General features: G+C 71.9%; 9 protein-coding genes. 3 read left to right on the top strand and 6 right to left on the bottom strand.

From position 1 onward, the window contains the following. Window positions 1–26 precede the first annotated feature (26 nt). The 6 genes from ACH34Q_RS05460 to ACH34Q_RS05435 all read right to left on the bottom strand — a co-directional run bounded on the left by ACH34Q_RS05460 (window position 27) and on the right by ACH34Q_RS05435 (window position 8,675). Window positions 27–2,015 carry a hypothetical protein gene (locus ACH34Q_RS05460; RefSeq protein ID WP_395981616.1) on the bottom strand — a complete coding sequence of 663 codons (1,989 nt, stop codon included), beginning with the start codon at window positions 2,013–2,015 and terminating at the stop codon, window positions 27–29. Window positions 2,016–2,176: 161 nt separating this feature from the next. Then, the gene (locus tag ACH34Q_RS05455) at window positions 2,177–3,604 is read right to left on the bottom strand and encodes an adenylosuccinate synthetase (protein WP_395981615.1); all 1,428 of its coding nucleotides are present in this window, start codon (window positions 3,602–3,604) and stop codon (window positions 2,177–2,179) included. A gap of 46 nt (window positions 3,605–3,650) precedes the next feature. Continuing rightward, window positions 3,651–4,619, bottom strand: coding sequence for a hypothetical protein (locus tag ACH34Q_RS05450; RefSeq protein WP_395981614.1), 969 nt, complete (start codon window positions 4,617–4,619; stop codon window positions 3,651–3,653). Between the two features lie 38 nt (window positions 4,620–4,657). After that, on the bottom strand, window positions 4,658–5,713 hold the full coding sequence (locus tag ACH34Q_RS05445; RefSeq protein ID WP_395981613.1) for a molecular chaperone DnaJ: 1,056 nt from the start codon (window positions 5,711–5,713) through the stop codon (window positions 4,658–4,660). Beyond that, a complete protein-coding gene (locus ACH34Q_RS05440) occupies window positions 5,710–6,534 on the bottom strand; it encodes an NUDIX hydrolase (protein ID WP_395981612.1) in 825 nt (274 codons plus the stop codon). The genes ACH34Q_RS05445 and ACH34Q_RS05440 overlap by 4 nt, the downstream gene beginning before the upstream one ends. Before the next feature lie 194 nt (window positions 6,535–6,728). Next, complete coding sequence (locus tag ACH34Q_RS05435) at window positions 6,729–8,675, bottom strand: amino acid permease (RefSeq protein WP_395981611.1); 1,947 nt, start codon at window positions 8,673–8,675, stop codon at window positions 6,729–6,731. A 341-nt stretch (window positions 8,676–9,016) separates the two neighbouring features. Here ACH34Q_RS05435 and ggt point away from each other — a divergent pair, with 341 nt between their 5' ends. The 3 genes from ggt to ACH34Q_RS05420 all read left to right on the top strand — a co-directional run bounded on the left by ggt (window position 9,017) and on the right by ACH34Q_RS05420 (window position 12,290). Then, window positions 9,017–10,864, top strand: coding sequence for a gamma-glutamyltransferase (ggt, locus tag ACH34Q_RS05430; RefSeq protein ID WP_395981610.1), 1,848 nt, complete (start codon window positions 9,017–9,019; stop codon window positions 10,862–10,864). Between the two features lie 47 nt (window positions 10,865–10,911). Further along, window positions 10,912–11,310 (top strand): divalent-cation tolerance protein CutA, encoded by a 399-nt coding sequence (gene cutA, locus ACH34Q_RS05425; protein ID WP_395981609.1) that lies wholly within the window; start codon window positions 10,912–10,914, stop codon window positions 11,308–11,310. A gap of 89 nt (window positions 11,311–11,399) precedes the next feature. Continuing rightward, complete coding sequence (locus tag ACH34Q_RS05420; protein ID WP_395981608.1) at window positions 11,400–12,290, top strand: oxygenase MpaB family protein; 891 nt, start codon at window positions 11,400–11,402, stop codon at window positions 12,288–12,290. The last annotated feature ends 1 nt before the right edge of the window (window position 12,291 follow it).

Raw genomic sequence — 12,291 nt, 5'->3', positions numbered from 1 at the left:
ACGGTGAAAGGCGAACACGCCACGAGTCAACCTGCGGTGCAGGGCGCGCCGCCGCAGACGTCGATCACCTTGCCGTCGATCAGGAAGGCCGCCTTCTGGCGGCGGGCGTCGGGCGAGTTGCGCGGGTCGGAGTGCGGATCGCGGCCCTCGGTCGGCGGCGTGTTGGTCAGCGGCGGAACGGGCGCTCCGCTGTCCCACACGACCATCGCCGAGCCGTTGTAGGGGTACGACCCGATGGCCGGGATGGCCCAGTACGGCACCTTGTCGGGCACGCGGCCGGGTGTCACGACGGGCGTGTGGATGCGGGCGCCGATCGTCCGGGCCTGGACCTCGGCGGCCACGGGCGCCACCTGGTGGTCACCGAACGCGACGTGCATCAGCACCTTGTGCGACGGCGTCCTGGGCAGTGGATCACCGGTCATGTGCTGGGCGTAGCCGTTGGCCTCGCCGCGGTCCCACAGCATCTGGATGAGGGCGATCCCGATCTGCTGGTCGAGCTTGTCGGGGTAGAAGGCGTCGAGGACCTGCCCGTACGTGGGGAAGTCGGAGCTGCGGTTCAGCAGCGTGCTGTAGTTCATCGCCGGTACGCCGAGGACGGCGCGGCGGATGTCGGGGGAGACGGCGGTGAGGGCTCCGCCCATGATGCCGCCCTGGCTGTTGCCGTCGTAGGTGAGCGGGACGCCGGTGTCGATGAGCGGCTTGCCGTCGTCGGTCCGGAACGCCTTGTTCCCGGTGAAGCCGCGCGTCATGGCGCGGCCCAGGAACGTGAAGTTGAGCATGCCCTGCTGGAGCCGGTCCGCGATGGTCTGGAAGCGGGTCAGATCGCCCAGCGCGGTGATGACGTTGGGGACGTCCTCGTTCGCCATGCCGATCCACTTGGTGGCACAGAACGCGAAGCCGTGCTCGGCCGCCATGGAGGTGACGTTGCCCGCCCCGACCTCGCCCTCGCTGCCCAGCAGGCCGTGCCCGTACAGCGCGGGTCGCGCGGGCTTGGTGAACGCCGAGCGCGGGATCTCGCACTGGAACGGGACGGCCTGGGTGTTGGCCGGCAGCCGTGCGGGCATCCCGTCGCGGCCGTAGTGGAACTGCGAGCCGGGCGGCCCGCCGGGCAGGTTCAGGTAGCTGGGCGCGAGGACCATGCCCTTGATCTGGCGGCCGATCTTGTCATCGACGTCGTCCTTGACCTCGGTGACGACGAACGCGGGCGAGCGCCCGCCGAGCCGGCCGAGCGCCTCGTCCCGGATGTGCAGCATCCGGCCGGACAGGCTCTGCCGGCTCGCGACCGTGAAGTCCCAGGCCAGATGGAGGCCCTCGCGGCCGATGCCGTTGCGGGCCAGGTCCTTCAGCACCGCCTTCCCGGCGCGCTGCCGGTCGCGGAGCGGATCGCCGTGCGGCAGCTTCGGGCCGAGGATCTTGCCGAACGCGGCGTTCGGCGCGATCGTCTCGCCGGCCGCGTTCCGGATGTCGCGCAGCGCCACCACGTACCGGTGGCCCTCGGTGAAGTTGCGGGCCGGGCGGATGATCAGCGCCTGCCGGCCGGGCGTGCTCGCGTTGGCGTCCAGTTCTGCCCAGTACGGCCAGCGCTCGCCGGTCGCGGTGTCGATGATGGCGATCGGGGCGTCGGGACGCAGCGAGGCGCCGATGTCGGTGATCGGGGCGGCGCCCGTGCGGGCCAGGTCGATCCCCGGGACGTGGGTGAGCAGCATCGAGCCGGGGGAGAAGCCGTCGGCGCGGTTCCATTCGGCCGGGCGGATCGGGACGCCGAGGGAGTTGCTCAGCGTGGTCCGCATGGCCACGCGGCGGCCGGTGGCGGTGGAGCGGTCCTTCACCGTGTACCAGTCGCTCGGGAACGGCAGCAGGCACGACGCCGGGTCGATCGGGTCGCAGCCGTCGCCCGCCGTGGGGGAATGCCCGGTCGGGGATTGCGGGGATTGGGGGGCGGCGTTCGCGGCGGGGCCGGGAACGGCGAGGATCGCCGCGACGAGGGCGGCGGCCACCACGGCCACGCGAGGCACTCGGGCACGCAAGGCTGACCTCCGGGGGTGCGCGGGGCACGCTGGACGCGGGCCTCGAGGTGATCAGACCGCACGGGACCGGGGCGGTCAATCGCCGTTCGCACAGCGGCTGGAGGGCGCTCTTGTGCGTTCGCACCGGTGCGGCGGCTCGCGGCGCACGCCTACGGACTGCCGGGTGTCGCCGCCTTGCCGATGAGGTGGACGCCGTAGCGCTTGTCCATGGACGTGGGGCCGTACGAGCGCAGCGCCACAGGCGCGCCCAGCGTCTCTTCGATCGTGGCCACAGGGTCGTCCGTGAGAGGCGCGTAGACGGGACGGGCGGTGAGGAGCCGTTGCGTGAGTGCCGCCTGGGCGTCCAGATCACCTGCCTTCGAGATGGGGCCTGCCTTTGAGACGGAGCCTGACTTCGCGATGGGACCTGGCTTCGCGATGGGGATCGTCTCCATGCCCTCGTACGCGACGCACAGGCGTAGGTCCGCGCGCGCTTGGGCGACATCCAGATGCGTTACGGCGAGCGCGTCGACTCCGCCGGTGACCGTCAGGGCGTAGCGGAGGGCCACGGCGTCGAGGTGGCCGACACGGAACGCTCCCTGCCACGGGCCCGTCCCGTTGTGCGGGTCGGGCAGGTCGGCGGTGAGTGCGGGGTCCTCGGTGACGAACGGGCCGGGCCCGTGCCGGGTCGCATAGGCGCGCAGCACACCGAGCCGGAACGCGGGCTCGCAGCCCGCCTCGGCCAAGAGCGTCTCCGCGTTCGCGAACGTGGTCGTGGACCAGGTCGTGTACGGGTGGAAGCCGTGCCACTCGTCCAGCAGGACCCCTTGCGCGCCCTCGAAGACGACACGGCCCGTACGGAGCAGGCCGTGCAGGTACTCCTCTCCAACGATGCGGACCCGTTCGGCGAACGCGGTGAAGGCGTCCAGGCAGTCCTCGACCGCCGGCACCGGCCCACCGGAGGGGAACTCGTCCCGGTACCAGTCGTGCAACGCGGTCAGGCGCTGGCGCAAGCGCGCGCGGGACAGGCAGTCACCGGCACGCGGGGCGGTGTCCTCGTGCGCCAGGGCATAGGCGACGGTCTCGCCGATGCCCATGCCGCACGAGCCGTGCCGGGCCGCCCCCCGGGCGCTTTCACGCGCCCGGTTGGCGGCCTGGTGGTACGGCGTCGTGAGCAACGCCTCGCGGTCGACGGTGAGTCGCTCGAACGCGTCGTCCACACCGAGGGCCCGCAGGTGCGCGGCCTCCCCGGCCAGGGCGAGCGGATCCACCAACATGAACCGCGACAGGTGGGTCCGCACTCCCGGCGTGAACGTCCCGGACCCGAACTGCGCGAACGTGTGGTGCCGCCCGTCCGGGGCGACGACGTTGTGCGCCGCCTGCGCGCCCCCGTTGAAGCGGACGACGGCTTGGACCGGCTCAGCCTGGACCGGCTCAGCCTGGACCGGCTCGCCCTGGAGCGGCTCGGCCTGGACCGGCCCCCGGCCGGGGTGAGCGTGGAGTGGCTCGAGCCCCCGCGAGCAGAGCCAGTCCACGGTCGTTCCCTTGCCGGCGTCCCCGTACCCGAGGTCGACCACGATCACGTGGCCCCGGGTCATCTGAAGCCCGGTCGTCTGAGCCCCGTTCGCTCGCACCACGCGACGCTCAGAGCCGGGTCGTCGCCGACGGCGCGGAGCCGAGGTCCGGCGGGGCGGCCGAGACCGCGACCGGTGCCCTGGAGGCGTCCAGGGGCGCCAGCGCGCGCGACACGGACGCGCCCGCGTCCGAGCCGACCTCGTCCAGGTGGGCCAGGCCCTCGTCCAGGTCGATGGCGTCCTCGGCCAGGCCGATCGTCAGCGCGATCGTCTCGCAGACCGCGCCCGGGTCGTCCAGGTAGAGCACGTGCTGGCCGAGCAGGTCGCGCCAGAACTCCTTCAGCTTCGGATCGCGGGAGTGGTAGCCGCCCTTGGGGATGATGAAGTACACGTCGTACATCCGCTGGAGCTCGCGGATCAGGTCCTCGATCGGGATGTCGTCGTCCGGGGCGGCGCCGATCACCTTCGCGATCTCGCGGCGCTTGGCCTTCGGGTAGGCCAGCTCGTCACCGATCATGAACAGGTAGCCGCGCTTGCCGCGCTTCTCGAAGCAGTCGAGCGCGGTGTGCCGGGCCATGAAGTACATGGCCAGCTCGTACGACTCGCGCATCTGGCCGCCGCCCCCGCCCTCCAGCAGGATCTTGCCGAGGTCGTCGTCCATCCGGTTGTCGGCCTCGAACTGGCCGACCTGCAGCGGGGCCCGGTCGCAGGTCGCGTCGCCGACTGCGCCGAACATGATGTGCGGGTGCTCCACGTACCCCTTGCGCAGCAGCAGGCCGAGCAGGTCGGGCAGCTTGGTCTGCAGCGTGCGCGGCACGGTGCCCATCGAGCCGGTGACGTCGAACAGCACGGCGATGGCCAGCGACTCGGGGTGGTCGTCGGAGTCGCGGCTCTCCCGCAGGGTCACGCCGCGCGGGTCGAGGTCGGCGTGCGTCGAGGTGGCGCCGCCGTCGCTGTAGGCGAACGCGCTGGCGCCGGTGGAGGCGCGGTAGTTCTGCGCCGCGTCGTAGACGTTGGTGGACCAGGTTCCGCTTCCCATGGTGATTCTCCTCGTTGTGCAGGGCCGGCGCGTACGGGTCAGCGCGTGGGCCCGGTGGTGGCAGGCAGGGTGAACGGACGGAATCGGCGCGGGCCGTACAGGCGTTCCAGGAGTTCGTCGAACTCGGCCAGCAGCCGCCAGGCGTCACCGGGCCGGCGGCGCGGTGAGGACAGCAGGCAGCCCTTCGCGAACAGCCGCATCGGCTTGGGCGCCTTGTCGCCCATCAGGTAGGTCATGCATCGGGTGGCCATGTAGATGTCGGTGGCGCCGCTCGCCTGCTCCTTGGCCGGGACCTCCGGCGGGTACCAGTCGGCGTAGCGGTCCACCATCGCCGGGACACGTCCCGTGTAGGGCGTGTAGCAACCGGGGACGGAGTAGCACCAGTCGACGAGTGTCAGGCCGTGCTCACCCGGGTGGATGAGCACGTGCTCGGGCAGGACGGCGCCGTGCAGTACTTGGGCGCGGTGGGCGAAGCCGAGGGCGACCAGCAGCCGGCGCCACATCCAGGCCGCGTCGCGCGGATCCACACCGTCGGGGTACGCGGCGCGTACCTCGGCCAGGCTGTGGAAGCCGTCGAGGGGCGCGATCGCGTTGGCACGGCGTTCGGTACCCGTGGCGGCGTCCTTGTGCCGGAACGACTCGATCAGGCGCGGCACGTACGGCAGGTAGCGGTTGTCGCCGTCCTTGGGGAGCTGGCGCAGCGCCACCGCCTCGCGCTCCAGCAGGTCGCCGTCGCCGGGATCGCGGGGTAGCTTGATCACCGCCGCGCGGCCGCGCGGCCCGTCGTAGGTCGCGTCGTACAGTTCGGCCAGATCGCCGCTCGCCCGCTTGGCACCGAGCCGGTACGCGTGGCGGCGGGTGGTGATGGTGGCCGCGGCATCGTCGCCGTTGTAGCCGCGCCAGAGCGCGTTGAGCCTGGTGAAGTCCGAGGTGGTACGGCCGCCGGTCGCGTCGGGATGCAGGATCCGGGCCAGGTGACGGTACGTCCGGGTGGCTCCGGTGGTGTCGGGACCGAACAGGTCGGCGGGCGTACGGGCGCGGCCCAGGCGGGCGAGCGCCTCGTCCAGCAGCGCGTCGGCGGGCACGGGTGTCATCGGATCTCCTCCTCAAGGCTCGGCCGCAGCAGCGCGGGGTGCAGCAGGCGGGCGTCGCCCGCGCGGTACAGCTTCGGCCTGGGGCCGCCGCGCCGGCCGCCCCGGTCGGACGTCTCGCCGGTGCCCTCGACGAAGCCGGGGACCGACAGGACCTTGCGATGGAAGTTGCCGGCGTGCAGTTCCTCGCCCCAGACCGCCTCGTACACGGCGCGCAGCTCCGGGATCGTGAACTCGGCCGAGCAGAACGCCGTGGCCAGCGGCGTGTACTCCAGCTTGGAACGGCCCCGTTCCAGGCCGTCGGCCAGGATCCGGGCGTGGTCGAAGGCGAGCCTGCGGGTGGTGCCGGGACGCTGGTCGCCCGCCTCGGTCAGCCCGAGCGCCTCGACCGGCGTCCAGGCCGCGTCGGCGGCGTCGCCGCCCGCCTCCGGATCGGGCAGCTCGGGCGCGAACACCAGGTAGGCGACCGAGATGACGCGCATCCGGGGGTCGCGGCCGGGCCGCCCGTACGTACCGAGCTGTTCGAGGTGGATGCGGGCCAGCCGGCCGCCCTTGGCGCTGAGGCCGGTCTCCTCGGCCAGCTCCCGTACGGCCGCGTCGGACAGGTCCTCGGCGTCGCGGACGCCCCGGACGAACCCGCCGGGCAGCGCCCACATGCCCTCGAACGGGGCCTGCCCGCGCCGTACCAGCAGGACGTGCAGGGCACCGTCCCGGATGGTGAGCGCGACGACGTCGACCGTGACGGAGACCGGGTCGTACGCCCGGGGGTCGTAGCCCGCCAGGAACTCGCTCTCGTCGCGCTGCGGGTCCGGGGTCGCGGTCATCGGCCTGGGCTCCTTGCCGTTCTCAGCCGGTCGAGGCTGGTTAGTCTCAACCTGAGTTCTTCTCGTTATGAGAAGAACATAACGGATAAGGGAGGGTTCGTCCAGACGAAAAGCCGGACGCCGCCTCCCTGTGTTGCTCGGGGAGGCGGCGTCGCGTTGCTCGGGGAGGCGGCGTCCGGCCGGATCAGGCCAGGTCAGCGGCGATGCCGTCCGCCGTAGTACGGCGAATCCGGGTGGTGCTCGTCGTGCTGCGGCGGCTGAGGGCGCGGTCGCGGGTGCGGCGGTGGCTGGGGTGGCCGGCCGGCCGGAGGACGCGGCCTTCTCGGCGGGTCGCCGTACTCGGGTGGCCCGCCGTCCTCGGGAGTCCCGCCGTACTGCGGCGGCGGCCCGTATTGCTGCGGCGCGTCGTACCGCGGCGGCGGGGGAGGCGGCTGCCGGGGCGGCCGGTGGTGCGGCTGGGCGTACTGGCCGGTCGTGAAGCGTTCCGGCTGGTACGGGGCGACGCCCGGGGTGCGCTGGGGGCCGGGCGCGCCAGGTGGCGGGACGGTGGAGACCGGTCGCGCGCCCGGCGGCGGACCGGCCAGCCCGGCCAGGTCCGGAGGCGGCGCGGTCATCGCGGCGGCGACCGGGCGCATCGGCACCTCGTCCAGCATCCGGCGCATCTCGCTGTTGCGCCGCCCGTACAGCAGGTACAGCACCAGGCCGGCCAGCATCCAGACGATGAAGTAGGCCCAGGTCTCCAGCTTGAGGTTGAGCATCAGCCAGCCGGTCGCCAGGATCGCCAGCACGGCGGTCAGCGGGGCGGCCGGCATCCGGAACGGGCGGTGCAGGTCGGGCCGGTCGCGGCGGAGCATCAGCACGGCCGCCGCGACGAACAGGAACGCGAACAGGGTCCCGATCACGACCATCTGCTCGAGCGTGAGCACGTCGATGGTCTGCGACATCACCACGGCCGCGCCGCCCGCGACCAGCGTGGCGCGCGACGGGACCCGGTAGCGGCTCATCCCGGCGATGCCGCGCGGCAGCAGGCCGTCCCGGGACATCGAGAACACCACCCGGGTCAGGCTGATCAGCACCACCAGGATCACCGTGGTCAGCGCGACGACCGCGCCGATGTTGATGACATGGCCGATCGTGCCCGCGCCGACCATCGTGAACGGCGTGGTCAGCACGACCTCGTCCGGATCGAGCCGCTGGTAGGAGACCATCCCGACCATCGTCACGGCCACGCCCAGGTACAGCACCACGGCCACGACCAGGCTGGTGATCATGCCGCGCGGAACCTTGCGCGGGGCGTCGTCGGTCTCCTCGGACGCGGTGGCGATGAGATCGAAGCCGATGTAGGCGAACGCGATCGCGGGCGTCGCGGCCAGGATCCCCCAGACGCCGAAGACCTGCGGTTCGCCCCCGGTGACCGAGCCCATCATCGCGTCCAGCACGCTCAGCCCGCCGCCCTCGCCGGCGTCCCGCGCGGGCGGGACGAACGGGGTCAGGTTGCCCGGGTCGAAGAACGTCAGCCCCACGGCGATGACCAGCCCGATCACGATCAGCTTGGCCATCACCATGAACCACAGCGTGCGCAGCCCGAGCCGGCTCCCGGTGGCCAGCAGCAGGATGAGCAGCAGCAGGATCCCGAGCGCGAAGACGTCGAAGCCCTTGGGCTGCCCGATCACCCCGGCCAGCCACTCCGGAACCGGGACGCTGAGGTCCGACAGGGCCTGCGCGGCGTACAGCGACCAGGCCCGCGCCACGACCGAGGCGGCCAGCAGCAGTTCCAGGATCAGCGACCAGCCGACCACCCACGCCCAGACCTCACCGAACGCCACATAGCTGAACGAATAGGCACTGCCCGCGACCGGGACGATCGAGGACAGTTCGGCATAGGCGAGCGCGGCCAGCAGGCAGACCCCGCCGGCGATCAGGAAAGAAATGATCACGGCGGGGCCGGCGTTCGCGGCGGCCTGCACCCCGGAGATCTTGAAAATGCCGGCGCCGATCATGACGCCGAGGCCGAGCACGACCAGATCGCGGGTCCGGTAGACCACGCGCAGCCGGTGCCGGCCGCCGTACAACTGCCCGGTCGCCTGCTCGACCGGAAGCTTTCGGAACATGGTGTTACGCATGCGGATGTCCCAGGTCATAGGTACTCCCCAAGGCCTGAACCCGCGCCGCTGTTCGCGAGACAGTGAAGGTGGAAGACCTAACACTTCCCCATATTTAGGTAAAACCGCAATGTCTCCGGCATGATCGTTTGGGAATGGCCCGCGAGGTTCAAGATCGCCTATACCGGGCATCCCGTGCCTGTCCAGTGCTCGTCCAGTGCTCGTGCAGTCCTCGTTCAGTACGCGACCAGTACGCGTCCAGTGATCGTGCGGTGCTTGTCCAGTACGCGTCCGGGGGCGGCCGGGACGGTGGCGCCATACCGGGATCAATGAAACGGTTGGTGGCGCCGCGCTCCCGGGAGCCGCTCTGAGGAGGTCCCGTGTCCCTCGCCGCTTCGGCCCGCCGCCGGCTGGTCCCGCCCGCCGCGCTCGTCCTCGCCGCCACACTGGTCGCGCCCGGCCAGGCGGTCGCGGCCCCCGACCGCGGCCATGACCGGACGGCCCCCGGCAAGCAGGCGGTGGCCACCGGGTACGGCGGCGCGGTCGCCACGGTCGATCTCGACGCGAGCCGTACGGCCATCGAGGTGCTCAAGCGCGGCGGCAACGCGATGGACGCGGCGGTCGCCGCCGGCGCCACCCTCGGCGTGACCGAGCCGTACGTGGCAGCGCTCGGCGGCGGCGGCTACATGACCTACTACGACGCCGAGCGCCGGAAGGTCTACACGGTCGACGGCCGCGAGACCGCGCCCGGCACGATGCGGCAGGACTCGTTCGTCGACCCGGAGACCGGCAAGGCGATCCCGTTCCCGGAGGCGGTCACCAGCGGCCTGGGCGTCGGCGTCCCCGGCACGCTCGCGCAGTGGGACACGGCGCTGAGCCGCTTCGGTACCCGCGACCTCGGCACCCTGCTCAAGCCCGCCATCAAGGTGGCCGAGCGCGGCTTCACGGTCGACCAGGAGTTCCACGACCAGACCGCGGTGAACGAGGCGCGCTTCCGCGACATCGTCCCGACCCGCGAGCTGTTCCTGCCCGGCGGGAAGCCGCCCGCCGTCGGCTCGACGTTCCGCAATCCCGACCTGGCGCGCACGTACCGCGAGCTGGCCGAGCGCGGGCCCCGCTGGCTGTACGGCGGCGCCCTCGGCCGCGAGGTCGTCCGTACGGTGCGCAAGCCCGCCGTCGACCCCGAGGCCACCCGCAACGTCCGTCCCGGGCTGATGAAGACCCGCGACCTGGGCGCCTACCGGTCCCGCACGCCGGAGCCCACGCGCGTCTCGTACCGGGGACTGGACGTCTACGGCATGCCCCCGTCGTCGTCGGGCGGCTCCACCGTCGGCCAGGTCCTCAACATGCTCGGCGACTCCGAGTTCGACTCCAAGGACCCGGTCCCGGCGCTGCACCACTACCTGGAGGCGTCCAAGCTCGCGTACGCCGACCGTGGCCGGTACGTGGGCGACCCCGACAAGGTGAAGGTTCCGCTGCAGGAACTGCTGTCCAAGGGCTTCGCCCGCGAGCGTGCCTGCCTCATCAAGCCCGGCGAGGCCGCGACCGCACCGGTCGCCCCGGGCTCACCGGACGGCGACTACGCCCCCTGCGAGCCGGCGGGCGGCAAGACGCGCGCGCTGGCGTACGAGGGACCGCAGACCACCCATCTCGTCGTCGCCGACAAGTGGGGCAACGTCGTCGCGTACAACGTCACGATCGAGCAGTTCGGCGGCAGCGGGCTGACCGTTCCCGGACGCGGCTTCCTGCTCAACAACGAGCTGACCGACTTCACCCTCCAGCCGCCCGCGCCCGGCGCGGCTCCGGATCCCAACCTGCCGGGGCCCGGCAAGCGGCCGCGCAGCAGCATGGCCCCCACGCTGGTGCTGGAGAACGGCAAGCCCAAGCTGGCGGTCGGGACCCCCGGCGGCTCCACGATCATCACCACGGTGCTGCAGATCCTGCTCAACCGGATCGATCTCGGCATGGACCTGCCCGAGGCGCTGGCCGCGCCGCGCGCCACCCAGCGCAACACCCCGCAGGTCTTCGCCGAGCCGGCGTTCATCCAGCGGTACGGCCCGGCCCTGATCGCCAAGGGGCACAAGGTGGAGCCGTTCCCCGGGCCGCCGACCGGGGTGATCGGTGCCGCGACCGGCCTGGAGTTCCTGCGGCCCGGCCTCGTCCAGGCGGTGGCCGAGCCGGAACGCCGGGGCGGCGGGAGCGCACTGGTCGTCCGGCCCAGAAGGTAGCGGCGGGGGCACGACTACGATCAAGTCAGCGGGGAAGGAGTCGTGCCATGGCCCAGGCGTACGTACAGGTGACGACGACGACGGATTCGCGGCCGGAGGCGGCCGAGCTGGCGCGTTCGGCCGTCACCGAGCGGCTGGCGGCATGCGCCCAGCTCGTCGGCCCGATCGCCAGCACCTACTGGTGGGAGGGCGAGATCGAGTCGGCCGAGGAGTGGATGGTGGTGTTCAAGACCACCGACAGCCGGTTCGACGAGCTGGCCAGCCTGATCACCGAGGGCCACTCCTACGATACGCCGGAGATCATCGCCACCCCGGTCGTCGCGGGCAGCATGGACTACCTGACCTGGGTGAGCGAGCAGACCGAGCTCGACGACGAGGACGACGAGGACGAGGACGACGACGACGGGGACGACCGGCTGGCCGGCGACACCGTCGCGGTGGAATGACCGCTCTGACACCAGGCCATCCGATATCGGGGCAACCCGTGTGACGCACGTCATACCCGGGAAAATAAGTCTTTGGTTACTTTGAAGGCTTGATCTCTTCGCGGGAAGGGCGGGCTGCGGTGCACGAGGACATGCCCGGGAACGACGGCCTCTTCGGGCCGGGATCGGTGACCTGGCGGGTGATGGGCGAGCCCGTGCTGATGGTCGGGGGCGTCCGTGCCCTGCTGCTGCAGGCCCTGCACCCCCGGTCGATGTGGGGGACCGCGCAGAACTCCCAGCTGATGGACCCGCGCGAGGCCTGGGCCCGGCTCGGCCGTACGGTCGAGTTCGTCCGGGTCCGTACGTGGGGCACCGAGGACGAGGTCGAACGGATCGGCCGCCGGATCCGCAAGCTGCACTCCAAGCTGACCGGCCTCGACCTGCGCACCGGCGAGACGTTCGGCGTCGACGACCCGGAGAACCTGCTCTGGGTGCACATGGGCGAGGTCGACTCCTACCTCGACATCGCGCGCCGGGCCGGGGTCCCGCTCAGCCGCGGGGACGCCGACCGGTTCGTGGACGAGCAGCGCCGGGCCGCCGCGGTGGTCGGGCTCGATCCCGCCGGCGTGCCCGGCTCGGTCGCCGAGATGCAGGCGTACTACCGGGAGATGCGCAAGCACATCTGGGCCTGCAAGGAGGCGCGCGAGGGCCTGCTGCGGATGTTCAACCCCAACGTGCCCCGGCAGTTGCTGCCGCTGAAGCTGGCGGCGCCGGGCCTCGGCATGCTGGTCGTCTCGACGCTGCCGCGCTGGGCCCGGCGGATGTACGGGCTGCCCGGCCTGCCGACCTCCGACCTGGCGGCGACGATGACGCTCAAGGGCCTCTACCGGACCACGAAGGTCATCCCGGAGAAGGTGCGCTACCAGCCGGACGCCCTCCGCGCGCGCCGGCTGATCCGCGAGTACGAGGAGAGCGCCCGCCTGGTCGGCCTCGCCTCATAGA

This window comes from Actinomadura sp. 9N407 (assembly GCF_044326315.1).
Taxonomy (GTDB): Bacteria; Actinomycetota; Actinomycetes; order Streptosporangiales; family Streptosporangiaceae; genus Spirillospora.
The sequence above is the reverse complement of the archived record's forward strand: the minus strand, read 5'-3'. Positions and strand labels throughout refer to the sequence as shown.

Coding starts and splice junctions, on each gene's coding strand:
- ACH34Q_RS05455 (WP_395981615.1), bottom strand. CDS start 3,604: ATGACCCGGGGCCACGTGATCGTGGTCGACCTCGGGTACGGGGACGCC.
- ACH34Q_RS05450 (WP_395981614.1), bottom strand. CDS start 4,619: ATGGGAAGCGGAACCTGGTCCACCAACGTCTACGACGCGGCGCAGAAC.
- ACH34Q_RS05445 (WP_395981613.1), bottom strand. CDS start 5,713: ATGACACCCGTGCCCGCCGACGCGCTGCTGGACGAGGCGCTCGCCCGC.
- ACH34Q_RS05440 (WP_395981612.1), bottom strand. CDS start 6,534: ATGACCGCGACCCCGGACCCGCAGCGCGACGAGAGCGAGTTCCTGGCG.
- ACH34Q_RS05435 (WP_395981611.1), bottom strand. CDS start 8,675: ATGACCTGGGACATCCGCATGCGTAACACCATGTTCCGAAAGCTTCCG.
- cutA (WP_395981609.1), top strand. CDS start 10,912: ATGGCCCAGGCGTACGTACAGGTGACGACGACGACGGATTCGCGGCCG.